This window comes from Coprococcus sp. TM115-187, from assembly GCF_027679115.1.
Lineage (GTDB): Bacteria > Bacillota > Clostridia > Lachnospirales > Lachnospiraceae > Allocoprococcus > Allocoprococcus comes.
This window is the reverse complement of record NZ_JAQEKS010000022.1, coordinates 25,031-49,640: the sequence shown is the minus strand read 5'-3', so window position 1 is coordinate 49,640 and position 24,610 is coordinate 25,031. Positions and strand designations below refer to the sequence as shown.

The 24,610-nt window shown below is 36.6% G+C and carries 22 protein-coding genes and 2 pseudogenes; 22 read left to right on the top strand and 2 right to left on the bottom strand.

The features are described from left to right. From PGW42_RS12615 to PGW42_RS12560, 12 genes and pseudogenes are all read left to right on the top strand, one after another. Positions 1 to 240: hypothetical protein (locus tag PGW42_RS12615; RefSeq protein WP_270235151.1), on the top strand; the 240-nt coding region annotated here is incomplete at its 5' end. 17 nt (positions 241 to 257) lie between these two features. Further along, on the top strand, positions 258 to 884 hold the full coding sequence (locus tag PGW42_RS12610) for a hypothetical protein (RefSeq protein ID WP_007884654.1): 627 nt from the start codon (positions 258 to 260) through the stop codon (positions 882 to 884). 327 nt (positions 885 to 1,211) lie between these two features. Beyond that, positions 1,212 to 1,646: a helix-turn-helix transcriptional regulator gene (locus PGW42_RS12605; RefSeq protein ID WP_007886453.1), complete on the top strand. Its 435-nt coding sequence runs from the start codon at positions 1,212 to 1,214 to the stop codon at positions 1,644 to 1,646. Positions 1,647 to 2,180: 534 nt separating this feature from the next. Further along, positions 2,181 to 4,148 carry an ATP-dependent DNA helicase gene (locus PGW42_RS12600; protein ID WP_007886452.1) on the top strand — a complete coding sequence of 656 codons (1,968 nt, stop codon included), beginning with the start codon at positions 2,181 to 2,183 and terminating at the stop codon, positions 4,146 to 4,148. 155 nt (positions 4,149 to 4,303) lie between these two features. After that, entirely contained in the window at positions 4,304 to 5,428 is a 1,125-nt protein-coding gene (locus PGW42_RS12595; protein WP_006426957.1) for a tyrosine-type recombinase/integrase, read from the top strand. 28 nt (positions 5,429 to 5,456) lie between these two features. Next, positions 5,457 to 7,187, top strand: coding sequence for a tyrosine-type recombinase/integrase (locus PGW42_RS12590; protein WP_007886448.1), 1,731 nt, complete (start codon positions 5,457 to 5,459; stop codon positions 7,185 to 7,187). Beyond that, entirely contained in the window at positions 7,177 to 8,676 is a 1,500-nt protein-coding gene (locus tag PGW42_RS12585; protein ID WP_006426955.1) for a tyrosine-type recombinase/integrase, read from the top strand. Before PGW42_RS12590 ends, PGW42_RS12585 begins: the two co-directional genes overlap by 11 nt. Continuing rightward, on the top strand, positions 8,651 to 9,034 hold the full coding sequence (locus PGW42_RS12580) for a DUF6262 family protein (protein ID WP_015513361.1): 384 nt from the start codon (positions 8,651 to 8,653) through the stop codon (positions 9,032 to 9,034). The genes PGW42_RS12585 and PGW42_RS12580 overlap by 26 nt, the downstream gene beginning before the upstream one ends. Positions 9,035 to 9,174: 140 nt before the next feature. Then, complete coding sequence (locus tag PGW42_RS12575; protein WP_006426953.1) at positions 9,175 to 9,918, top strand: hypothetical protein; 744 nt, start codon at positions 9,175 to 9,177, stop codon at positions 9,916 to 9,918. Between the two features lie 81 nt (positions 9,919 to 9,999). Continuing rightward, positions 10,000 to 10,224, top strand: a pseudogene (locus tag PGW42_RS12570) (flavodoxin); the annotation flags it as partial. 28 nt (positions 10,225 to 10,252) lie between these two features. After that, positions 10,253 to 11,020: pseudogene (locus PGW42_RS16175) on the top strand (carboxymuconolactone decarboxylase family protein). A gap of 176 nt (positions 11,021 to 11,196) precedes the next feature. Further along, the gene (locus PGW42_RS12560) at positions 11,197 to 12,195 is read left to right on the top strand and encodes an alpha/beta hydrolase (RefSeq protein WP_055215576.1); all 999 of its coding nucleotides are present in this window, start codon (positions 11,197 to 11,199) and stop codon (positions 12,193 to 12,195) included. Positions 12,196 to 12,216: 21 nt separating this feature from the next. Here the strand turns inward: PGW42_RS12560 and PGW42_RS12555 are convergent, their stop codons facing one another. Next, positions 12,217 to 12,714: a hypothetical protein gene (locus PGW42_RS12555; protein ID WP_243034326.1), complete on the bottom strand. Its 498-nt coding sequence runs from the start codon at positions 12,712 to 12,714 to the stop codon at positions 12,217 to 12,219. Between the two features lie 340 nt (positions 12,715 to 13,054). Here PGW42_RS12555 and PGW42_RS12550 point away from each other — a divergent pair, with 340 nt between their 5' ends. The 9 genes from PGW42_RS12550 to PGW42_RS12510 all read left to right on the top strand — a co-directional run bounded on the left by PGW42_RS12550 (position 13,055) and on the right by PGW42_RS12510 (position 22,582). Beyond that, positions 13,055 to 14,014, top strand: a complete 960-nt coding sequence (locus PGW42_RS12550; protein WP_117823695.1) for a hypothetical protein — start codon at positions 13,055 to 13,057, stop codon at positions 14,012 to 14,014. Next, complete coding sequence (locus tag PGW42_RS12545; RefSeq protein WP_270203443.1) at positions 13,999 to 14,745, top strand: hypothetical protein; 747 nt, start codon at positions 13,999 to 14,001, stop codon at positions 14,743 to 14,745. The genes PGW42_RS12550 and PGW42_RS12545 overlap by 16 nt, the downstream gene beginning before the upstream one ends. A 683-nt stretch (positions 14,746 to 15,428) precedes the next feature. Continuing rightward, a complete protein-coding gene (locus PGW42_RS12540; RefSeq protein WP_270203444.1) occupies positions 15,429 to 16,067 on the top strand; it encodes a PBECR4 domain-containing protein in 639 nt (212 codons plus the stop codon). Positions 16,068 to 16,454: 387 nt separating this feature from the next. Continuing rightward, the gene (locus PGW42_RS12535; protein WP_270203445.1) at positions 16,455 to 17,345 is read left to right on the top strand and encodes a Fic family protein; all 891 of its coding nucleotides are present in this window, start codon (positions 16,455 to 16,457) and stop codon (positions 17,343 to 17,345) included. 93 nt (positions 17,346 to 17,438) lie between these two features. After that, the gene (locus PGW42_RS12530; protein WP_015513409.1) at positions 17,439 to 17,771 is read left to right on the top strand and encodes a nucleotide pyrophosphohydrolase; all 333 of its coding nucleotides are present in this window, start codon (positions 17,439 to 17,441) and stop codon (positions 17,769 to 17,771) included. 17 nt (positions 17,772 to 17,788) lie between these two features. Continuing rightward, positions 17,789 to 19,588, top strand: a complete 1,800-nt coding sequence (locus PGW42_RS12525; RefSeq protein ID WP_270203446.1) for a DUF2075 domain-containing protein — start codon at positions 17,789 to 17,791, stop codon at positions 19,586 to 19,588. An 849-nt stretch (positions 19,589 to 20,437) separates the two neighbouring features. Next, positions 20,438 to 21,004, top strand: a complete 567-nt coding sequence (locus PGW42_RS12520) for a hypothetical protein (RefSeq protein WP_270203447.1) — start codon at positions 20,438 to 20,440, stop codon at positions 21,002 to 21,004. Between the two features lie 67 nt (positions 21,005 to 21,071). Further along, the gene (locus PGW42_RS12515; protein ID WP_270235150.1) at positions 21,072 to 21,764 is read left to right on the top strand and encodes a hypothetical protein; all 693 of its coding nucleotides are present in this window, start codon (positions 21,072 to 21,074) and stop codon (positions 21,762 to 21,764) included. Between the two features lie 356 nt (positions 21,765 to 22,120). Further along, positions 22,121 to 22,582, top strand: a complete 462-nt coding sequence (locus tag PGW42_RS12510) for a low molecular weight protein-tyrosine-phosphatase (protein ID WP_270203963.1) — start codon at positions 22,121 to 22,123, stop codon at positions 22,580 to 22,582. Between the two features lie 233 nt (positions 22,583 to 22,815). Here the strand turns inward: PGW42_RS12510 and PGW42_RS12505 are convergent, their stop codons facing one another. Continuing rightward, entirely contained in the window at positions 22,816 to 23,673 is an 858-nt protein-coding gene (locus PGW42_RS12505) for a class I SAM-dependent methyltransferase (protein ID WP_270203962.1), read from the bottom strand. A 289-nt stretch (positions 23,674 to 23,962) separates the two neighbouring features. Between PGW42_RS12505 and yedF the strand changes: the two genes are divergently transcribed. Beyond that, entirely contained in the window at positions 23,963 to 24,562 is a 600-nt protein-coding gene (gene yedF / locus PGW42_RS12500; protein WP_117823709.1) for a sulfurtransferase-like selenium metabolism protein YedF, read from the top strand. Positions 24,563 to 24,610 lie beyond the last annotated feature (48 nt).

Below are 24,610 nucleotides of genomic sequence, written 5' to 3'. Positions count from 1 at the left end.
ATAAAAAATCATTACAAAAAAATATACAAGCAAATGTCGAATATTAAATTTGAAAGTAAATGTAATAAAAAATATGTACATTTTTTAACAGAAAATGGAGAAGTATTGCTGAGTTTTATTGATAATGGTTATGTGGAGTTTTTTATGTGCATTCCATATAATATTGAAAGAAAAGTTCAAAAGGAGTCAATAGAACAGTATTTAAAAATGTTATTTTCGATAAAAATTGAAGATAAATAAAGCGTGAAGGAGAGAATATGCAAAAGAAGAATTGTGTTTTGTGCATAAGTATAGGAATTATAGTATGTATATTGTTATCAGCTTGCTCCAGACAACCAGACTTTGATGCCAAATCCTACGTCCAAAGTTCTCTTGATGCACACTATCATGGAGAATATAAGGACTATGCGAATCTGTTAGAAATCTCGGAAAAAGATGCCAAGAAAGAAATCGAAGAGGATTTTAATGAGAGTATCCAACAGCAATTTGATGATTCCGATAACATTACGGATAAAGGAATTGCTGATTATGCGGAAAAACTGACAGAAGTAAAGAAACTGGCAAAATACAAAGTACAAGATGTGAAAGAAGAGGATGGAGTCTATACAGTAAGTGTACAAGTTGAACCATCCAATGTATTTCAGACATTGCAACAAAGCTCTACAGAGGTAAGCAATGAAAAAATAAAGCAGGGATTGGATGGAAATGATCCGGAAGTCTTTGCAGCTGTATTAACAGAAAGTGTCCAGAAGAGTCTTGAAAAGAACAGATATGGAAAAGCTGTTACTGTAAACGTATCCGTGGAAAAAGATAACTCAGGAAAATATGGTCTTTTGGATACAGAGATGAATAAGTTGGAAGCAGCGATGTTCCCAACAGAATAAGAATGAATGGAAAGCTATCAGAGGAAAAAAACTGGTAGCTTTCTTTTAAACTCCAAGACAAGAAAACTTGTTAAAAAAGCTATTGTAATAGTAGAAAAATTATAATAAATAATGGATGACAAGAGTCTTTTATTCATTATGAGAAAAAGAAGGAATCTCCTATGAACCAACAAGAAATATTCACGTAAGATGGAAAAAAGTGCTGTAATCGAAGAGGTTGCAGCATTTTTTTCTTCGACATTTTTCGAACATTATAACGTACCTATCCGGTCACCGCCATGCTCCGATTTGATTTCTATATCAAAAATCAGATCGGAGGAAAGATAAATGGCTTATAACAAGACAAGTGAAGAACGAAAGTGGAATTATTGGAAAGAACAGGAAGAAAAGAAATTGCGTGAACTGGGAATGGAAGAAGAGAAGATCCAAAAGCTGCGCCAGATGGACAGGGAAGACTTTCTGGAAGAGCGCAGATACCGGGAACATCTGGATGAAACGATGCAGGATATGGATTCCATAAAAGAAAAGGACAGCGAGCTGTTTGCAAGGGATGTAAAGGAGCTTCTGGATCACATAGGTGATAAGCGAATCTATGAACTATTGAAAGAAACGGAGCATCAGACACTGGAAATCCTCTTACTCAGTACATGGGGATATTCTGGAAGAGAAGTTGCTAAGATTATGGGAATGGCAGAACAGACGATTTATACCAAAAGAAACCGTTTGAGAAAAAAATTAAAAAATTTATCAAAAATTGAATAATTATGGCGTTTTTCGTCGGCTATTTAATAGGCAGGTAAATTTTGCCAGTGTACTTTGACAACCTCATACCAGCATTACAGGTACGTTCCCGTAAGTAGAAGCGTGGCAGGAAGACGCGAGGACAGATGAAAAGGGCATGGAAGAAATTAGACCAGAAAGTGAGAGGCAGAGTTCTTTTGTGGCGTTTTCGTTTCGAGCGAATCATCTTTAACTGAAACAGGACCGTGGCGGTCTTTTGCGAGGATCACTTACGAGGGGATAATGATACATAGGAACTGCCAGTGAGCAGAGGATGGACTTTGGGTTGTAATCAGCAAGACTTTTAGAAAATCCGTGAGCGGTGCAATGCCAAGCATCCGCCTGTAATGTTCCCGTAAGGCAATGGGGGAGTCGAGGACAAATACAACGCCAAAAATCAAAAGTATAAGAAATCAAGGAAGAATGTGTCGTTGATATCAGATACATACGGCTGTAGGGAGAAATCCTTTACAGCCGTATTGATGTGATATCAGCACGCATATCAGGTAACAAATTATGTATTACACAAGAGAATATCTCAATAGAGCGCATCGAGAAATTGATACTATTTTCCGAGTGCTGTTCCCGGAACATGGAATGGCAGTAAGGGAAGAACAGATTATGTTATGCCACAAAATGCTGGATAACCTGCTGGGAAGAAACATAGCACTGTGTGACGCGGGTGTCGGTATCGGCAAGACGTATGCCTATCTGGTGGCCTGTGTTCTGATGAGAAAATATTCCCTCCTTGCAGAAGGATGTTCCCCTTATGAGCAGCGTCCGGTCGTGATATCCACTTCCAGCATTGCACTCCAGAAAGCAATTCTTACAGAATATATCCCTTTTCTCTCCCGGATTCTTCAGGAGAACGGGACGATTCAGGCCCCTATTAAAGCTGTGATACGAAAAGGGAAAGAGCATTTTGTCTGCGATGAGAGGTTGGAGCACCGAATCGTTGCAATCGAAGAAAAAAACAAAAATGCGTTGCAGAAAGAAGCTCTGCTGTCGTTGAAAGAACATTATGATATGGACGAAGTGTCCAACTTAAGTGGGTTTGACAGAAGGATGGTGAGTGTACCGAAGTTCTGTTCGGGAGACTGCCCGAAAAGAGGCTCATGCAGGTATCAGCAGTATCTGGAGCGTTCCAGAGATCATGAAATGTTCATTCAGATCTGTAATCACAATTATCTGCTGGCTGATGGTTATCACAGGCTGCAGGATTACCGCCCGTTATTAAAAGACTACCGAGCATTGATTGTCGATGAAGCACATAAGCTGCCGGATGCGGCAAAGCAGATGTTTGGGAAGAGCCTCTGTTATGACGATATCCGAGAAATCTGCTTTTATCTTGGGAATGAGTACCAAGGCCCGGAGATAAGAAAACTGTCCGGGACGATCCGGATGGTGCTGGACATCATAGGAGAAAACCACAGAACCAGATATGGGATAAAAGAAGAATTCCACATGACAGAAGAGTGTGCAATGTATTTATATGAGGGGATACAGACCATGAATAAGATCATAGAAAAATTAGAAAAGAAGATTCCAAAGTGGATCAGAAACAAGCTGGAAGAAACCAAAAGTGTGCTGGAATGCTTTTTCCATCAGGATAAGAAGTATGTGCTGCATCTGAAGCAGGACCATGACCACCGGATTATATTGTGTGCATCCAGCAGACGGATTCCACAGTATCTGGACCAGATGTTATGGAGCAGAGGAATGGGAGCGATTCTGACAAGCGGAACTTTAAAAACCGGACAGGGATTTTCCCACATTCGGAAAATGACAGGATTACAGAGAGTGCGGAGAGTCCGGGAATATGTGGCAGACTCCCCGTTTGAATATCAGAAGAACTGTCTGTTATATCTGCCAAAGAATTTGAAGACATGCAGAAGAGAAAGTCAGGAAGAGGCAGAGATGATAGCAGGCCATATCCATTCACTGATCTGTTCGACTTACGGGCATACGCTAGTGCTGTTTACATCTTATCATTTGATGGGAAACGTTTACCAGATGTTAAGGGATGAAATTCCGTTCCCGATGATAGAGGTGTGGAGACATTCACCGGAAGAGATCACAAGATTTAAACAGATGGACAATGCTGTCCTTTTTGCAGCCGGCTCCTGTTGGGAAGGAGTAGACTTCCCTGGAGATATGGTATCTTCGCTGATTATAGTAAAACTGCCCTTTGCTGTTCCTGATCCCATCAGTGAAGCACAGAAGAAGGAATATGCCAGCCTGAAAGATTATATTCAGGCAGTGATTGTTCCAGACATGCAGAAAAAACTAAGACAGGGATTCGGACGTGCTCTCCGCACCGAGACAGATACTTGTGTCGTGTCCATTTTAGACGAGCGTGCAGGAGAAGGTGGCAGGTATCATGAGGAAGTAATGTGTGCGCTTCCGAGCTGCAAGATGGCAAAAGATATCAAGGATGTCCAGCACTTTATTCGAAACCGGAAAGGCGTGGAATACTACCTGTAACCGTTCGTGGTTCTGCTACAGAAAAAGCAGATTTTGCACGAAAAGTTTGGTGGTATTTCAAGGGCGTTTTCGGTGGGATTGTTGGTATTGATGAATAGCTATTTCGGCATGAAGTGGGTATACTGTGTATAGCGTTAGAGGAAAGGAGGCAGCTTATGATATACAAGGTGGAAACGATAAAAGATGGAACAGAAAAATATTTTTTCATCAGAAATCTGGAAACAATGAGTATTGAAGAACTGCCAAGTAAATATCTAATGCATAAGATTAAATGTAAACGTTCACCAAATACAGTGAAACGCACAGCATTTTCAATCTGCTATTATATGAAATATATGGCAGAGAAAGAAATGGAACTCACAGAAGTCTATCAGTTAGATTATGAAAAACAGACAGAACACTTTGTGGAATTTTTATACTGGCTTAAAGCCGGAAACCATACAGAGCAAACGGCTGGAGAAAAGAAGTGTCCGAATGAAGGAACCTGCAACGCATACTTAAAAGATGTGTTCAGGTTCTATTTATTTATAGAGGCAGAATATGAACAGTACGGAAGTCTCAAAACCTTATCGTATAACCAGATTATAGCGGTTAATCAGGTGGGAGTAAAAAAGGTACTGCGGAATCATTCTTTTAAAGCCTATCTGAAGGAAGAGGAACATCGTGGGAGAACAGCAAAAGAAAATCAGATTATTACAATTTTACAGGCCTGTACGAACCGAAGAGATCAGCTTCTGTTACTTATGTTAGCAGAAACCGGATACAGAATTGGGGAACTACTGGGAGTAAAATATGTCAAAGATATTGATTATAGGAATCACATGATAAGGGTATGCTTCCGGGAAGATAATGAAAATGAAGCGAGAGCCAAAAATGCGGAATACAGAAGTGCCAAGATAAGTAATGATACGTTTGAATTTCTCATGGATTATCTGGCAAAATATCGGAAAATCCTGCAACATCAGGATTACCTGTTTGTGAATATCATGGGTGAGAACATTGGAAAGCCATTAAGAGTGGACAGTGTATATGATATGTTGGACCGAATGGAAAAGAAAACCGGAGTTAAAATCACACCCCACATGTTACGTCACTATTTTGCAAATATGCGAAAGCAGGCAGGATGGGAACTGGAAATGATCAGTCAGGCATTGGGGCATAAACATTTGGATACGACTATAAAGTATCTGGACTGGCTGGATGATGAACTGATAGAAGCAAGTAATGAGTTTTATGCACAACACACTGCTATTTATGGGGCGGAACGTCTGCTGGAGTAGGGAGGTGTGAGAAATACCTATATATTTATTGCAACAGGCAGAACACATAACAGAATCTGAAGTAGATATTGAGAAGAAAAAGCAGGAACTATATTCAGAAATTGATGCACTTGGAATAAAAAGCGATTCAAGAATTAACAAATTGAAAAAGTTCTTGGCAGATAGAAAAATCTGGCATCTGGAAGAAATGGATTATCCTTTGCGAAATTCGTATGAACAATATTTAAGAGGACAGATACGATCACAAATTGTATCTTTCTATTTGAAAATATATGATACGGTAAAACAACAACATATCTATCAACAAATGCAGACGCTAAATGGAAAGCGGATATATGAATGGAAATATCAAAATAAAATTTATTTTCTGAAGTATTATCCGGAAAAGGAAATAGCTGAGACCTTTGAAACTTCTTATAAAACAAACCTATTGGTGTGGGATTTTACACAAAATTGTTCAGAAGTTTTAAAGAAACAAATTTTTTATACGTTGAGTCGTATCATTGCCAATACTTCAATGTCTAAGGCTTATAGAAATGTCAGGTTAAAATCCTTAAAACTTCTTTATGATTCTTGTGTTCAGTTAAATATTACGGATATTGGATTGCTGGAAATGGAACAAGTGGAAACTATTTTAAAGAATTTTCCCGAAACGAGTCAACGAAGTATTTTAGGTGAATGCAGAAGAGATGCGTTTATGCAGCAGGAACAGATCCAATGGGAAGCAAATGTATGGTATCTGGAACGATTACATCTTGGAAAACATCGGATAGACGAAAGTAAATCCTTAATTAGCATTTCTTTTATGGAAGTCAAGGAAATACAGAATCGAGAAATTTTACAGGCATACATGAAATATGAACTGGGAATTACTGGACAGGCAGTCAGCACGATTGTACGAAGATTTGTATGTATTAGAAATTTTATTGAACTGCTGGAACAAGAAAAGATACTGGCGATTCATGCAACTGTCGCAGAAGTAAAAAAGTATGCAGACGGCTTGCGAGAACGGGGAATACAGGCAAAGGGATTTAATGAAAGAATTTTCGGTATCGGTCATTTTTATAAATTCATGGAAGTTAAACAGTATATTACAAGAATGCCATTCCGAATTGAATATTTCCAACAAAAAGAAGTAATAGTACATCATGATCGTAGCGTTGAGGAAACAGTATATATGGAAATTTTGAAAAAATTATATCTTTTTCCAGAGCGATTACGATGTATGTTCCTACATCTGTGGTGTCTAGGATTACGGGCGAGTGAAGTGTGTACATTGAAAGGAAATGCTTATTATCAGCAGGGCGAGGATTATTGGATTCAGGTGTATCAGGTCAAAATGAAGAATTATAAAAGGATTCCAATCCCACAGGCACTTTATCAGATTATGAAAGTATACTTGAAAAAACATGAAATTCAGCCTGAAGAATTCATTTTTAAAAACAGCAGAGGTGGTGCTTGTCTATATGGTACATTCCGAACTCAGATGATAGAAGCGTGCCGGGAAAATAAGATTGCAAATGGAGAATATTTATTTCAATCACACGATTATCGACATACAGTAGCAACTATGTTTTATGACAGTCATGTATCACTGCAAAGTATCAGGGATTATCTTGGACATACTTATGAAGAGATGACAAGACAGTATATTGATTATATGCCGCAAAGGATTGCAAAAGCAAATGATGAGTTCTTTGAAATGCAAGGAAGTAGTTTAGCATCATGGCTAAAGAAAGAGGAAAAAGATGGAAAATGATATTATATACTTCAGCGATTTCCCCAATTTACAAGAAACAGGGACACGTAAGGATAATGGAAAATTTGATTTAACGTTGCTTCCAACGCAAGAATTAAAGGAAGAGTTTCGAGGTTATATTATGTATCGCTGCAAAAACGGAACGTTTAGAGCATTGATTCAGGATCGAACAGCTTATAATCATATTGCAAAGTTTTTGAACAGCAGAATAAATCGGAGAATCAAAAGCCTTGGAGATAGAAATCCAGAAAAATGGATATCACTTTTAAAAGGCTGGATGTTAGAACAGGGAATAACTATTGTAAAAGAAAAGAAGAGTGTGTATGGTACAGTAAGCTATGGCGAAGCAGTGACGATATTATATTTCAGAAACGTACTGAAATTTTTAGGGCCAGAAGATTTACGGGATGAGATAGAAAAAGATGTTTGGGAACTAAAAAATCTGGATATTAAAATCAGATCCAATCCAATTTATAATGTAAAAACACTGGATTTCAGAAAAATATATCAGCCAGATATCAGGGAAGAATGTAAGAAAGCTGTTTATATGAATCTGCAGTATGAAGCAATAGGAACTGTACAGGGAGAATTGACAATAATGAGGATATTCTCAGAATATCTCCAAAAAGAGTATTCCAAAATAAAAAGCTGCAGTGAAATAGACAGAGAAGTGTTGGAAGAATTTTTGATACATCTGTCAACAAAAGATACTTCCCATAGTGCGAATAGTTCTTATGTAATTTCATTAAGACGACAGTTAGAGACAATCGGAAAAATTTACAGCTATGAAAGATTGGAGCATTTATTTATTAATACGGATATTCCACCGGAAGTAAATGCAGAATTTAGAGTGTATTCTGATGATGAAATGAAACGACTGAATGCGGAAATTACACAGATGGATGTACAGATTGCAAGATGTCTTCTGATACATCAGATGCTTGGAACTAGGATATCAGATACCCTTACACTGAGACCAGATTGTCTGACGAGAGAAAATGGCCAAGATATGATTGAAATATATCAAGTTAAAACTAAAAGATATAAAAAACCGATCAGTAAAGAACTTGCAAAACTGTTACAGAGTTCTATTGAATATACACAGGAAAAGTTCGGTGATACAGAATACATATTTGTTAATGAAAAAGAACCTGACCGCCCGATGCAGTATATGGCTATAAAAACAAAAGTCATGTCCATGATACAGGAAAAGCAGTTGAAAGATGATCATGGCGAATTATTCGGGTTTGGAACGCACATGTTCCGGCACTACTATGGCGTCAAACTTACAGAAATGCATCTGGATGACTGGACGATAGCGAGACTATTGGGGCATAAAAGACTGAATAATGTACAGCATTACCGGAAAATGAGCAATCAAAGAATGGCAGACGAAACCAGAGAAGTAAGACAGAGGATGAGTGACATCATATATATGAGTCTGGCAAGATGGGGTGAAGAATATGAGCAAATACGACAAGATGATTGAGGAAAATCAGAGAAAAAGTAAAGAGAAAATTGAACTGGCATTGCAAGCAATACAAGATATGCTGGCAAATAAAGAACGTATCAGCGTTCCAAAGCTGATGAAGAAAACTGGATTGTCGAGAGGATTCTTTTATAAAAATCCAACCGTCCGGGATACATTGAACCAAGCAGTAGAGCAACAGGCCGGAATGATAGATCCAAGAAGAGAAATTCTGAACATGGCGATGGAAAAACAGATTGAACTGTTGAACCAGAAGGTGGCAGCTCTGAGCAGAGAAAATAAGGAACTGAAGAGAAAGAACGAAAAGTTACAGAAGGCATTACGGAAACAGGATTTGAATTTTATTAAGAACTTATAACATTGAAAATAATAAGATGGAAGAGATGTGTGCAGACACATCTTTTCATCGTTGAGGATAAAATATATAGAATGAGAATGGGATTGTTTTATGGTATACTAAAAGTGAAATGCTAACTTTGATATGAGGTATAAAACAATATGACAGAAATACAAATTAAAAATTTAATTAAAGAATATGAAAAAGAATATATTGAGTTTATGGAAATTGAGAAATTACCACAGTATAAGATAGATTTTTTTGAAATTAATGTTGAGGAAAGCGATGCAGCAGGATTCGCTTCAGCCGCCCAAGCTTACTATAATACGAAAACAGATGAACATATATTAAGGATATGCAAAAGTTCGGAAATACCAAGGTATATTGTGTTTCATGAATTTACGCATATTTTAGATACGGAAATGTATGCAAAGCAAGATTCTTGGAAATATATGGCTTTGTCTGGTTATACAGAATATCATGCAGCACAAGTTGAATTGATGATAATGTTAGGAGCAGATAGTATACAAACTCAAGATTTTTCATTTACAGTTGATGTTGAAATAGGTAATAGTACAGTTAGGAATTACCTAAACTCAAGACATCAATTAGTAGTGAATATGATGAATAGAACAGATTTTCCAAGAGATATTGAAGCATTAAAAACAACGGTAGGTGTGCTATATAATTATTTTGGAGTGCGTTCTATATGTAAAATGTATGCGAAAGATTATACTGAAGAAGTGGATAACACAATTATTATTCAGAAACTTTCAAAAGTATTATTTGAAGAGATAAATAGCTTTATGGTTGGATGGTTTAATGAAGCACAAGTAGAGCTGAGCTTTGTGTCATATATGAAAATAATGTGGCCTATGCTTCAAAGCTATTTTGGAAAAGAATGAAAGATAGTAACAGTAAACACAGTTTTGTATACAGTTAAACCCAGTAAAATCAACGCATGAGGGGAACTGGCTACATTTTAATTCCCAATCTGGTGGTATGTGGCTCCGACAATCATCAATACATTTTTAGAAGCTTACGATTTCAGTGGTAAAAAGATTGTGCTTTTTGCAACATCCGGAGGAAGTGGATTTGGGAACACTGTGAAAGAATTGCAGTCATCTGCATCAGACGCAGTTATTACAGAAGGCAGACTGTTAAATTGTGGAACGAAACAGGAAATCACTGAATGGGTAAACTCTTTATAAATAACAGCGTTATGGAGGTATACAGAATATGGGAAAAATAGTACAGACAGCAGGGAGAAATATACTTGGTGAATTCGCACCGGAATTTGCACATTTTAACGATGATGTACTTTTCGGCGATAACTGGAATAATCAGGACATCGACGTAAAAACAAGAAGCATTATTACAGTGGTTGCTTTGATGGCTTCCGGAATTACGGATTCTTCTTTAAGATATCATCTTCAAAATGCAAAAAATCATGGTGTGACACAAAAAGAGATTGCTGCAGTGATCACACATGCCGCATTCTATGTAGGTTGACCAAAAGCATGGGCTGTTTTCAATCTTGCAAAGGAAGTGTGGGAAACAGGCGAAGGAGATTTGTCATACGAAGAGGAAGCGATGCGGGCGCATGCAAAAAAGATGGTATTTCCAATTGGTGCACCAAACGATGGCTTTGCACAGTATTTTTCGGGCAGGAGTTTTCTTGCACCGATTTCTACTTCTCAGGTTGGAATTTTCAATGTGACATTCGAACCAGGATGCAGAAATAACTGGCATATCCATCATGCAAAAAGTGGAGGCGGACAGATTCTGGTATGCGTTGCCGGAAGAGGATATTATCAGGTAGAAGGTAAAGAAGCTGTAGAAATGAAGCCAGGCGACTGCATCAATATTCCGGCAGAAGTAAAACACTGGCATGGCGCAGCACCGGATGAATGGTTTTCACATCTGGCAATAGAAGTTCCGGGCGAAAATAGTTCCAGTGAATGGCTTGAACCGGTAAGTGATGAAGAATATAGAAAACTAAAATAGGAAGGTTGAAAAAAGTATATCAGCTGGGAGTCAATCCCCCAGCTGATATAGCCTCCGGCAGGATTGCAGAGGTGCGCTGTAGAAGTATGTCATGCAATTGCATGACGCGCACCTCGCAGCAAGAATGTCGAGGCATTCTTGAATTATAAGACAATTTGCATATGGAGGTTATATTTATGTTGAAAACAGAAGAATTAAAACTAGTATCTGAATGGGATAAAACTTTTCCAAAAAGTGAAAAAGTAGATCATGAGAAAGTGACATTTGTAAATCGTTATGGAATCACACTTGCTGCAGATTTGTATAAGCCGAAAAATGCATTTGGGAAATATCCAGCGATTGCTGTAAGTGGACCATTTGGTGCAGTCAAAGAACAGTGTTCCGGACTGTATGCGCAGACGATGGCTGAAAAAGGATACCTTACTATTGCATTTGATCCTTCTTTTACGGGAGAAAGTGGAGGCAATCCAAGATACATGGCTTCTCCGGATATTAATACAGAAGATTTCATGGCTGCTGTTGATTTCCTTTCTGTTCGGGAAGAGGTAGATCAAGATAGAATAGGAATCATTGGAATCTGTGGCTGGGGTGGGATGGCTCTTAACGCAGCTGCACTCGATACAAGAATAAAAGCAACGGTTGCATCTACCATGTATGATATGACAAGGGTAAATGCGAATGGGTACTTTGATTCTGAGGACAGTGAAGAAGCACGTTATGCGAAGAAACAGTCGCTGAATACCCTCAGAACACAAGAATACTGTAAAGGCGAATATTCCAGAGCTGGTGGTTGTGTTTCTCTTCCGGTTCCAGAGGATGCCCCTTTCTTTGTAAAAGATTACAGTGAGTATTATAAAGGCAGATGTTATCATAAAAGAAGCCTGAATTCCAATGATGGCTGGAACAGTATTGGATGTATGTCATTTATGAATCAGCCAATATTAAAGTACAGTAATGAAATCAGAAGTGCAGTCCTCATTGTTCACGGAGAAAAAGCACACAGCTATTATTTTGGAAAAGATGCTTATGAAAATATGATTAAGGACAGCAAGTACACATCCAATAAAGAGTTGCTAACAATTCCAGGGGCTGTTCATACAGATCTTTACGATAATCTGGATGTAATCCCATTTGATAAAATCCAGAAATTTTTTGAAGAAAACGGAGTTGGTTAATTATGGTAAAAAAAGTATTGATCATATCGACAACAGTATCATACGATTCATTACATCATAAATACAGCCTAATCCTATTTGAGCTTGGGGCTTTGTGTTTTTCCGGCTTGCAGAACCATATAGTTTCAGTGTTTCAGCAGTGGTAGGAATATTAATATCTGAGCCGTCAGCGGCTAATATTAAATGATCTTTGTAAGTTGAAAAGGTGGAATCTGCATAAAAGTTACGGTTATGATATTTATATAATTCTAAAAAAGCATCTGGATTAAGTTTCATACGCTGTTTCAGATATCCTGGTTTTGAAATAGACACACCAGGATGAGCAAGTTTCATATAATTTCTCAGTTCCAATGCCAACGTCAACCCCTTTCTGTTTATCATCGTGAAAAAAAGATCCTGAAGAGGCATTTTTCGAATTCTGGTAAAATAATTTTTATTACCTGATCGGCAAAATGCCTTAAATTCATCAGAAGTCATTTTTTCTATATCCATGAATATACGTTTCTGAGAATGCTTCATGCATAATCACATCCTTTTTTTGAGCAGGTTCATGGCTTCTTTTTACAATATAAGCATATCAAAAAAAGCAGAAGATATCTAATCCATTTCGGAATAAATATCTTCTGCTTTTAAGTTAATGACATTGTGATTTTATTGGGTTTCTTGGATGGAAACGTAGAATTTACACCTTATTTACTTTGGAAGATCGGATCGGTATAGTTAGAATAGTAAAGACGTGGGATGAATCTTGCATCTTTTTTTAGATTGTGTAATTACATGTTGCTTGAAAAATCAAATAACATATGATAAATTATAAATGCGACGTAAAAAGAGTCACATTTATAAAAAGGTGATTGATATGAAAGAATTTTTGGAAAAAATATTACGGCAAAATGTAATAATGACGAAGAATAAAGAGGTATATAAAAAGCTTCCGTTAGTATATCGTGGAAGGTATGATATTTTTACAGTAGAGACGAATGGTGCGTTATGGATGGCTATTCATCCAAAAGATGATGTCGGACTTGTTATGTTACGTAGAGACAGAGCTGGCGTAGAAAAAATGACAGGATTAAATTGTGCAATATTTCTTGATCGAACAACATTTTATATAAAGGAAAAAATGATGGAAGAAGGAATTCCTTTTGTAATAGAAGGGAAGCAGGTATTTCTCCCATTTATTGGATATTTGCTGAGTAAGGAAAATGAAAGAGAATTGGCACCAGTTCATTTGATTTCATTTTTGACGCAAAAAATGCTCCTGATGGCTATTTATGAACGATGGAATGAAGTGAAAGTATCTGATGTAGCGAAACGAATAGGAGTGTCAACAAAATCTGCAAGTCGGTGTTTTGATGAACTGGAATATTTAAATATTGATGTGTTGGGCATGAAAGGTAAATCAAGAGTTATCAATATTCCGGATGACCGAAAACAATTATGGCAGCAGATTGAGCGTGTGTTAAGAAATCCAGTGATTCGAAGATTTGTTCTGAGAGAAGATATGAAAATAGAAAAGAAAGCAGGTATTTCTGCTTTGTGTGAGTATTCTCTTTTGTCAGATAATGTTTATCCTACTTATGCAGTAACAAAGAGAGAACTGAAAGCTAGCGGAGTGAAAGTGGAAAAACAAGTGAGCGAATTGGAAGAAATTGGTTGTGTTGTTTTGGAACTGGGATATTTCATTGATTTTTTAGGAAAAGGATTTCAAGATCCCTTGAGCGTAGTATTGTCACTTACAGGAGAAGAGCAAGAAGAGGAACGGGTAGATATTTCTATTAATGAGATGTTGGAGGAATATGTATGGTCAAAGGATTAGATACATTTCAGAAGTACTTTGCAGATTATGAAGAACAGTATGTTTTAATAGGTGGTGCAGCCTGTGATATTCTGTTTGAAAGCAATGAAGTAAATTTCAGGGCTACAAGAGATCTGGATATGGTTTTGATTGTTGAAGCATTAACTCCGGAGTTTGGAGAAAAATTTTGGAAGTTTATCGTTGATGGAAAATATAGAAACAAAGCGACAAACGGTAGCAACCCTCAATTTTATAGATTTGATAAGCCAGAAGACGATAACTTTCCGAAAATGATCGAATTGTTTTGTAGAAGTGATTTTAAACTAAAAGATGCGAAAGGAATTACTCCAATTCATATTGATGATGAAGTTTCCAGTTTGTCAGCAATTCTTTTAAATGATGATTACTATAAGGCACTTCTCAATGGAAAAGAAGTGAGAAAAGGCCTTTCTGTTTTAAGACCAGAATATATCATTCTTTTTAAAGCAAAAGCGTATCTTGATTTAAAAAGGCAAAAAGACTTAGGAGAAAAAGTGGATTCCAGTGACATAAAGAAGCATAAGAAAGATGTTTTGCGTATTGCTTCGGAGCTTATACTTGAAAAAGTAGAAGAATTGCCGATAGCAGTAGATGCCGATATACATAGCTTTATTGACTTGTTGGAGCAGGAACCATTTGATCAAAATTCATTGAAAAGATTTGGGCTGAAAAATGAGGATGTTGTAGAAGTGTTGAAGCAAGTATTCGGATAAAAATGTGATGTGTTATACAGTTAATTTTTAACCCATTTTTACACCTTTTGCGGACGATATTATGCGAAAATAAACCAGGTTATGCCAGAAAGCAAAAAATTACAAAGGCTCACAAAGCCCGAAATACCAAGAAAAACTAAGAAATGCGAGGTTATGCAACAATGATAAAAGTATTATTCATCTGCCACGGCAGTGTTTAAGGGATGTCGTGAAAGCCTTGGTTTTAAAGGATTTTTTGATGATTGACGAATAATTTGCACCTTATTTACACCTTTGGAAGACCGGATCGGAATAATAGAGAAAATAAAGAAATAGATAAATATAACAGGAAGTAATTTTGTCATATTGGAAATAATTAAAATTTGCTGAACCGTGTTGATTTTTTTGATTGATTGAGTATAATGAAAGTAAGAACAGAAATGTTCTCGATGTAAGAGCATCGTTAAAAGTTGGGCTGCAGGTGGAGCAGGATAAAATTCCATCTCATTAGATGTCTTAACTGGGCATCGAGCTTGGCAACTTGGATAAAGTTGTAGTCCACGTGGGGGACTTAATGATTTTCACGTCATTATTGATATCTTAACTGGATATCGAGGCTGACAACCAGCAGAAAACTCTTTATAAAAGAAATTCCTAGAGGAGTGTGGTTAAGTATCACACTCCTCTTTATGTATGAGGTGTAAATGGCAACAAAGGTAGATAAGAAAAACGCAATACGACATGGTATTATAGAGGCGGCAATTGTATATAGCCAGAGTTTGGCGGGTAAAACGTTTCTGTATGTATATGGAGATGAATATTTTGAAGTTTCTTTTCCGGTGGATCATTTTCTGCATTTAACAGGAGTGGAGACAATACTTTCTGCAAAGGATTTTTATAGGAATGCAAAAAAGGCTATTCTTACAAATAATCAGTTCTATTTTGATGCAAGACATATATATGCAAATGCCAAAAAGAAACTGCCATGTTTGAAGCGGTTGCCAGAATTAACAAATGAGATGGTTTGTGTTCTTAAGGATATGCAGACTATGACAATTACATGTAAGCTCAGCGTTACAAATTTGGAATTTACATTGGGGCTGACAGAAAACACAGATAGAGGTGGAAACAAGATTAATGATTTTTTCTTGCCAATGTCTTTGCGAGTTAAGGATTCATCTGTTGAAAAAAGTAACGATGGAGAAATCATAGATTTCATTTTTTCAAAGGATGCCAGTGTAGCGAAGTATGATATTTTATTGGTTGAAGATAAGGATAAGAAAATTCCAGGTTGTATAAAGCATTTGATTAGTGACAGCTTTTATTATGAAGCAAATGAATAATTACATATAAAATAATCAGAGCATCGGGGAACTGGTGCTTTTTGTTTTGTAGGGAAATAGGAGTTATTGTATATGTTTAGACAAGACAAATTAGAAAGGAAGATCCTTCTACCGTAGCAGATGACAACTTTCATTTCATGACTGCTTTTTCTCTTGTCCGCCAACTGATCGGCACCCGAAGTTGTCCGGAAAAAATCGGATTTTATGTGTCAGTTTACATGATCGGCATCCGTTTTAATAAATCTATCTGAATAGGAAATAGTTGCTATATCGGCTGAAAAAACAGCACAATAGATAAAATAAATGGTGTTTTTGCCGATAGTGTGATATACTAATTAGTAGATTAGTACGTTTTGAATTTAATTTATAATGGATGGGGGATGGCAGATGAAATACATTTTAGTTGCTGAAATAGCAAAAAAATGGAATATGTCAGAACGTAGTGTTAGAAATTACTGTTCCCAGGGGCGTGTGAACGGTGCAGTTATTATCGGTAAAACTTGGAACATTCCGGAAAATGCGGAGAAACCAGAGCGTATCAACAAGAAAAAAGAGGAACCGATTACTCTGTTAGATATTCTAAAAGAGCAGAAGACAAGAAAATATTCCGGTGGGATTTACCATAAGACGCAGATTGATTTGACCTATAACTCTAACCATATGGAAGGAAGCCGTCTGACGCACGATCAGACCAGATATATCTTTGAAACCAACACCATCAGTGTAGAAAAAGAAGTGCTGAACGTGGATGATGTGATTGAAACAGCAAATCACTTCCGTTGCATTGATGTGATTATTGATCACGCAAAAGCAGCTCTGACGGAGAAGTTCATCAAAGAAATTCACTTGGTTTTGAAGAATGGCACCAGTGATTCCAGAAAGAACAGGTTTGCTGTTGGCGATTATAAGAAATTTCCGAATGAAGTCGGCGGCATGGATACCGCCCTTCCGGAAGAAGTTGCCGATAAAATGAAGGCATTGCTAACGGAATACAACGCCAAAGAAGAAAAGACCTTTGCGGATATTCTTGACTTCCATGTGAAGTTTGAGCGAATTCATCCGTTCCAGGATGGTAATGGACGAGTGGGTAGATTGATCATGTTTAAGGAGTGTCTGAAATGCAATATTGTTCCGTTCATTATTGAGGATAATTTGAAGTTGTTTTATTATCGTGGATTGAAGGAATGGGACAACGAAAAAGGTTATCTGACCGATACCTGTCTGACAGCACAAGATAAGTATAAGGCGTATTTAGATTATTTTAGGATTGAGTATTAAAGTTAGAATAATATTTAGGGTGAAGTTTTTATAAAATGGTTTGCAATGCAGTCTAATACAAAATATGTTTGAAATTGGAAGGATGGGAATCATATGACGCAGGAAACAATCAATCAAATTATTAAATTTAGAGATGACAGAGAGTGGAAACAATTTCATAATCCAAAAGATTTGGCAATTTCCATTTCTTTGGAGGCATCAGAATTATTGGAAGTATTTCAGTGGAGTGGAGCAGATACTTCTTCAAAGAATAAAATAGAAAAGATAAAAGAAGAACTTGCAGATGTTGTGAATTATTGTATTTTGATGGCAGATGCATGTGGATTAGATTTGGATGAAATTGTGCAAGCAAAAATAGAGAAAAACAATGAGAAATATCCAGTTGAAAAGTCCAAAGGCAAGAGTGATAAGTACGATAAATTATAATGATGCGAGGTGCTGCTATGGTAGTTGTGGATGGAATTAAAGAGTTTGAATTTAATGAACATGGATTGCAAAAGTTAAAAGGATTACAAAAGGGGACAAATTGGCCGGTAGTCTATCTTATTCACGATGATACTAACCTCTATATAGGCGAAACTACGAGCGCAGCAGCTCGAATGAGTCAACATTTGAAAAATGAAGAAAAAAAGAACTTGCAAGTTATAGAGATTGTTTTTGATGGACGTTTTAATAAATCAGTTATTTTAGATTATGAGCAGCGTTTGATAAAGTATTGTTCGGTTGATGGAAAATTTCAGAATATATTGAATAAAAATAGAGGTCAGCAAGCTATACATGATTATTATCAGAGAAAATTTTATCGAAATCAGTTTACTGTTCTATGGCAGGAAATGCTTGATAAAAAGCTTGCAAATAATTCTCTTGAAATTATTGAAAACAAAAATATATTTAAGTTTTCTCCTTATAATGCACTGAATGGGGAACAGAATGAAGTAAGCATAAATATAATTAATGAAATTATAGATAGTTTTGTTAATGATCAAAGGGGCGTTAGTCTTGTTCAGGGTTGTGCAGGTACAGGGAAAACAGTTTTGGCAATCAGTATTATTAATTCATTGGTAAATGCGATTAATATAGATGATAGGTTGTTAGATATTAAAGCGGACACATTTGAAGATGATATCGATGAAAGTAAACGTAATACTTTGTTAAGATTAAAAAAATATATTCAAACACAAAGAGGTGGAAAAGCCTTCAAAATAGGATTTGTTTTTCCTATGCCAGGAATTAGAGGAACAATAAAAAATGTATTTAAAGAGTGTGGGAATGGGCTTGTAAGTGAAATGGTTATAGGTCCAACAGATGTAATTAAAGAAGAGTATGATATTCTTTTTGTTGATGAATCGCACAGATTGTCGAAACGTAAAAATCTTACAGGATATAAATCGTTTGATGATGTAAGCAGATTCTTAGATTTAGAACCAACGGAAACGAATCAGTTGGAATGGATTTTAAAATCAGCGAAGCATGTTATTCTTTTTTATGATAAAACTCAGAGTGTAAAGTCATCTGATATTTCACATGATGAATATGAAAATACTTTGAAAAAATATAATTATGTAACTAATGAGCATATTCTTGAGACTCAAATGCGATGTGAGGGTGGAGATACTTACCTTCAGTATATTAAGGATGTAATGGCGTGCAGGAGAAAAGAACGCGAAAATATGGAAAATTATGATTTTCTGATTTTTGATGATGTCAATTTACTTGTTGAAACTGTACGTAAAAAAGATGATGAAATGGGATTGTGCAAAACGGTTGCAGGATTTTCATGGGACTGGAAAACAAAACAAAAGAATAAGCCTAAGGATGATATGTCTTGTTATGACTTACTTGTTCAAAATGGCGAATATGATATTTTGATTGAAAATCATAAATATATTTGGAATTTGACCAATGAATCATGGGTTACCAGACAGGACTCACATTGTACAATTGGCTGCATTCACACTACTCAGGGATATGACATGAATTATGTGGGAGTTATATTTGGCAAAGAGATTGACTATGATTTCAATAGTAATTCAATTGTAATAGATTTGGAGAATTATAAGGATTCAAAAGTAAAAGCTGGAACAGATAAGGAAACTTTAAAAGAACTAATTATTAATACATATACTACAATTCTAGCTCGTGGCATAAAGGGCTGCTATGTTTATGCATATAATAAAAATATGCAGAAGTATTTGAAAAAATTTATAATTCCAGCAAATGAAGTTACATTAGAAGAGAAGTAATATGCTCATAAATTTTTACAATTGATTTTTTGCGAGATGTTTTACTGTGGGGAAGACAGATGTATCACCGCCAATCTCTGAAAGCACTTGAATAGTAGTCATTGGATTCTTCTCACCGGTAATCATACAGGTGAGTTTGAAACGATATCTTACGAAGTCGCTGCTATACAGCCTTGCCACTCACCTCCACGTGTTCTAAGGAAAATAAAATAGATAGTGAAAGCTAGTCAGTACATGTGTTTCATGACGTATTGGCATCTTTCGCAGGAAGATGGGATATAAAAGATAAAAGTATTATTTATCTGCCACGGCAGGACTGTGGGGAGTCAGTAAAAACAAGGCTTTAGGTGGCATTACGTGGGCATATCGTGGGAAGTGTAGTAGTGACAGACTACGGTAATACTACGAATGAGGGAATGCAAATGAGCCGATGTAGAAGTGCAGATTTTAATGGTAGTAGCAATCGTTAAATTGTAAGGGCAATCGTTATATTGTGTGCAATCGTTGAATGGTCTAGCAGTGTCGTGTAAAATGAATATCTAATTGGATACGGACATATAATATTAATGCAGCCGCAAACTGTGATTTGAACTTATATTTGACCTTGACAGGCGGCACATTTGAATGTATATTTTAAGTAAAGTAAGAGATTACTGCAAATGTTTGTTGCTACTCGATATGCAACTCAAATAAGGTCGAGTTCAAATGTTTTGAGGTTCTGTTCGAGAGGACGGAGCCTCTTTTTGACGATAGGAGAAGAAATGGAAATAGGACATTTTTATTATATTGATGATCAATACATTAAGGATTTTCCAGATTCTTATTTGATGCAGAATAAGGAAAAGGTAAATGGACAGTTACATGATAGACCATGCTTTTATGCATTCCAGGATAGTAATACGTAGCTGTTTTGGTTCATCACAGACTTCTAAATTTAAAGTAATCTATAATAAGAAAATGCAAACTTTACAAAGATGTAGAGTGAGAGGAATTGGTTATATGAAAGTAATATGTCCAAAATGCAAATCAGAACATACAGCACCGATTATGTATGGGTATCCCACACCAGAGGCTTGGGAGGCTTCGGAGCGCGGAGAGATTATCCTTGATGCTAGACATTTGTATGATGTGTATAATATGGGCAATTCATGGGTAAAGGAAAGTGCATTTAAGAGAAAGAAATTGTTAGAAAAGGATATTACATTTAAACAGAAATTTTATTATGCAAAGAGTGCACATTATGAGATTGCAACGTTAGGTTCAATTATGCTTGTGCCAGGAGAACGAATACATAAAGCTCTAAAAGAAGATTACCAGGCTATGCATCATAATATGATATATGGGAAGATGCCGGAATACGAAGAAATTATAGGATATCTTTGTAAGTTGGAAGAAGAGGTGCATGAATTGGAATAGCAGGAGTGGCAATTTACAATTTTTGAAATAGGCAATATGATAAATAATTATTGGGGGAATATTGAAAATGGAAGTAAGGCAAATATCAAATAGAAAAAATAAGATTTGTTTTTGTGTGGGATTTTGCATGTGTATCATAAGTACTATAGAAATGCTGTTGATAAAATTTTATTTTAAATCTAAATGGCCAGGTCAAAATATAGATTTATTTTTTTTATTGCTTGGTATCATAGGCATTTTAATGATACTAATAGCTGGTGTTAATATTGTAAGTAATATTGAAATAAATAAGTATCTAAAAAATTCAGCATATGGCATAGATTATCAAAAAGAAATTTCAACCTATAAAATAATTGGAAAAAATAAGAAAAAAATAAAAAATGGGGCTTTGGAATTCGAAAAATATAGTGATTGGAAAGAATATATCGAGAAAACGTTTGAAGCGATTATTGATAATGAAGATGCGTATCGTTTTATGATTAGAAGACTTAGAAATAAAGAAAGTTATAAAGAATTAATTACTTCAGCAGTAATTCCAATAGAAATTGGAATGCTTACAGTATTTTATTCTACTGGCATAGATATTTCTAAGATAGGTACAATTCTACCTATATTGGTTTCAGCTATTTTTTTACTTATTATTGTGGTGGTAAATTATCTTGACTGTAAAGAAGAGATAAACTTTATTTTAGATTTCAATGAAATAGTATTTCCATCAATATCACATCTAAAAAGCATCTCTTATCATCAAGCTTCTTGAGATTGTTATATAAGAAGTATATTAAAATGCAATGGAACTTTCAGATACACAGTATTTTGTGATGATGAAAAATAATTAAAAACGATAAATTACAATCTATCGGATGATGGATTATCTTATAACAAGTTTGTGGATACTATATTGATTATATATGATAGTGGAAGGAAAATTACCAATAATTTTACCAATTTTGTAGACAAAAATATGACAAGATATACCAACATATGCCAGAATAGGCTAGATTATTAGTGCCTGTAATCTGCTGCGTGGCATACTAACGTAAATGAAATTAGTGTATAATGGGCATTTGCAAAGATATGCAAAGTTATACAAAGAAATGAAAGGACATTACAATCATGATAAAAATACTTTTCATCTGCCACGGCAACATCTGCCGCTCCACCATGGCAGAATACGTCATGAAATATTTAGTCAGACGATCCGGTCTGGAGTCCGATTTTATCATCGATTCCGCCGGTACAAGCAACGAAGAACATGGAAACCCAGTTCACCACGGCACACAAAAGAAGCTCCGCAAGGAAGGAATCCCGTGTGGCAATCACCGTGCACGCAAGATGTGCAGAGAAGAATATGCCGCATTCGACTACATCATCTGCATGGATCGATACAATATACAGAACATTATGAGAATCATCGGAAATGACCCGGAGCACAAGGTACAGAGACTTCTGGATTACACAAATCGTCCGAGAGACATTGCAGATCCATGGTATACAGGAAATTTTGATGAGACATTTGATGATGTGATGGAAGGTTGCCAGGCGTTTCTTAGCTATCTGATGGAGCATCTGCAATAAATTTTCAGATGGGAAACCCAAAGGAGAATGGAAAATAAAAAAGAGAAGTAATCTGAGTTTAGAAAAGGATTTTCGTTAAAGCACAAGCTTTATAGCAGGAGGAATCCATTTCATACCGGATCACTTCTCTTTTATTTTAGATCTTTTATGATTGCACAAATTGAGATTCTGCTATTCGGAAAAACGTTGTATTATTGAGAAGCCACAAACGTATCAATCAAAAATCCGCAATCTTATTTCTCCCATCTTCCGCTGGCTCCACAAGGAAGTACCAGCCCATTTGAAGATACCGGAAGCCCAATCTCCTGTGAATCCACATGCCCACCGTATTTCTTAAGCTCAGTCGCGATCATATAAGTCAGTACTGCTGGGGCAAGTCCTGTCGTATAAGAATTGATCAGGAAGAACAGTGGATCATCGGATAAAATCTTCGTACAGAGTTTTACCAGTGGATGAATTGCGTCTTCAATCTTCCAGATCTCGCCCCTTGGTCCACGACCGTAGGAAGGTGGATCCATGATGATTGCATCGTAATGATTACCGCGGCGGATTTCGCGTTCTACGAATTTGACACAGTCATCAACCAGCCAGCGGATCGGTGCATCGCCGAGTCCAGAAGAAACAGCATTTTCTTTTGCCCATGTAACCATTCCCTTGGAAGCGTCTACATGAGTTACGTGTGCGCCGGCAGCAGCTGCTGCAAGTGTTGCGCCACCGGTATAGGCGAATAAGTTTAGTACTTTTACCGGGCGCCCGGCATTGCGGATCTTTTCAGAGAACCAGTCCCAGTTGGTTGCCTGTTCCGGGAAAAGTCCGGTATGTTTAAAATTAAACGGTTTTAAGTTAAATGTAAGATTCTTATAACTGATTTGCCACTGTTCCGGGAGATCGAAGAATTCCCATTCACCGCCGCCTTTTTTACTGCGGTGATAGTGTGCGTTCGGATACATCCAGCGTTTGTCTGTGCGAGGTGTATCCCAGATCACCTGCGGATCTGGACGAACCAGGATGTACTGCCCCCAGCGTTCCAACTTTTCTCCGTCTGAGGAGTCAATTACTTCATAATCTTTCCAACCATCTGCTAACCACATATATTATTAAATCCTTTCTGAAGTGCTTTTCGATAGATTCTCAGTTTTCTATAGTTTTGTTCAATGCATATTTATAGACATACTGTCTTACTTTTCTATTTTATTATAGAAGAAAGGATACTGCAAGAAGCGAATGTAAAATATCGCAATAATATACAAAAAGCTATCGCGATAACAATTGGTTTTTGGTAAAAATAACGGGACTATCTGTTTACATAAGGGAAGAAGGGTGATAGAATGTATCTATAAGTGAAAAGATTCACGTAAAAGAAAGGTGGAAATGAATATTATGGTAACAGTTAATGCAATGGGAGATAACTGCCCGATTCCGGTAATCAAAACAAAAAAAGCAATGCAGGCTCTTACAGGACCGGAGACAATTGAAGTACTAGTAGATAATGAGATTGCTGTACAGAATGTTACAAAGCTGGCAAAAGAACAGGGCGGAGAAGTAAGCTCTGAAAAGCTTGGAGAAAAAGAATACAAAGTAACGATCAAGATGCAGGGAGCACCGGCAGCAGATGCAGAAGTTGTATGTACACCGGATCAGAAGGGAGACCTCATTGTAGTTGTATCTTCTGACCGTATGGGAACAGGTAATGATGAACTTGGTAAAGTCCTGATCAAGGGATTTATTTATGCAGTTACACAGCTTGATACACTTCCGAAGAAGATGCTTTTCTACAATGGAGGAGCTACTCTTACAACAGAAGGATCAGATTCTATTGAAGATCTGAAGTCTCTGGAGGCACAGGGCGTAGAGATTCTTACATGTGGTACATGTCTTGACTACTATCACTTAAAAGACAAGCTTGTTGTTGGTGGTGTAACCAATATGTACAGTATTGTTGAATCTATGGCTGAAGCAGGAAAGATCATCAGACCATAGTTTGAGAACTATATAACAAAGAAGTCCGTATAACGGACAGAGAATATT

Coding starts and splice junctions, on each gene's coding strand:
- PGW42_RS12610 (WP_007884654.1), top strand. CDS start 258: ATGCAAAAGAAGAATTGTGTTTTGTGCATAAGTATAGGAATTATAGTA.
- PGW42_RS12605 (WP_007886453.1), top strand. CDS start 1,212: ATGGCTTATAACAAGACAAGTGAAGAACGAAAGTGGAATTATTGGAAA.
- PGW42_RS12600 (WP_007886452.1), top strand. CDS start 2,181: ATGTATTACACAAGAGAATATCTCAATAGAGCGCATCGAGAAATTGAT.
- PGW42_RS12595 (WP_006426957.1), top strand. CDS start 4,304: ATGATATACAAGGTGGAAACGATAAAAGATGGAACAGAAAAATATTTT.
- PGW42_RS12585 (WP_006426955.1), top strand. CDS start 7,177: ATGGAAAATGATATTATATACTTCAGCGATTTCCCCAATTTACAAGAA.
- PGW42_RS12580 (WP_015513361.1), top strand. CDS start 8,651: ATGAGCAAATACGACAAGATGATTGAGGAAAATCAGAGAAAAAGTAAA.
- PGW42_RS12575 (WP_006426953.1), top strand. CDS start 9,175: ATGACAGAAATACAAATTAAAAATTTAATTAAAGAATATGAAAAAGAA.
- PGW42_RS12560 (WP_055215576.1), top strand. CDS start 11,197: ATGTTGAAAACAGAAGAATTAAAACTAGTATCTGAATGGGATAAAACT.
- PGW42_RS12555 (WP_243034326.1), bottom strand. CDS start 12,714: ATGAAGCATTCTCAGAAACGTATATTCATGGATATAGAAAAAATGACT.
- PGW42_RS12550 (WP_117823695.1), top strand. CDS start 13,055: ATGAAAGAATTTTTGGAAAAAATATTACGGCAAAATGTAATAATGACG.
- PGW42_RS12545 (WP_270203443.1), top strand. CDS start 13,999: ATGGTCAAAGGATTAGATACATTTCAGAAGTACTTTGCAGATTATGAA.
- PGW42_RS12540 (WP_270203444.1), top strand. CDS start 15,429: ATGGCAACAAAGGTAGATAAGAAAAACGCAATACGACATGGTATTATA.
- PGW42_RS12535 (WP_270203445.1), top strand. CDS start 16,455: ATGAAATACATTTTAGTTGCTGAAATAGCAAAAAAATGGAATATGTCA.
- PGW42_RS12530 (WP_015513409.1), top strand. CDS start 17,439: ATGACGCAGGAAACAATCAATCAAATTATTAAATTTAGAGATGACAGA.
- PGW42_RS12525 (WP_270203446.1), top strand. CDS start 17,789: ATGGTAGTTGTGGATGGAATTAAAGAGTTTGAATTTAATGAACATGGA.
- PGW42_RS12520 (WP_270203447.1), top strand. CDS start 20,438: ATGGACAGTTACATGATAGACCATGCTTTTATGCATTCCAGGATAGTA.
- PGW42_RS12515 (WP_270235150.1), top strand. CDS start 21,072: ATGGAAGTAAGGCAAATATCAAATAGAAAAAATAAGATTTGTTTTTGT.
- PGW42_RS12510 (WP_270203963.1), top strand. CDS start 22,121: ATGATAAAAATACTTTTCATCTGCCACGGCAACATCTGCCGCTCCACC.
- PGW42_RS12505 (WP_270203962.1), bottom strand. CDS start 23,673: ATGTGGTTAGCAGATGGTTGGAAAGATTATGAAGTAATTGACTCCTCA.
- yedF (WP_117823709.1), top strand. CDS start 23,963: ATGGTAACAGTTAATGCAATGGGAGATAACTGCCCGATTCCGGTAATC.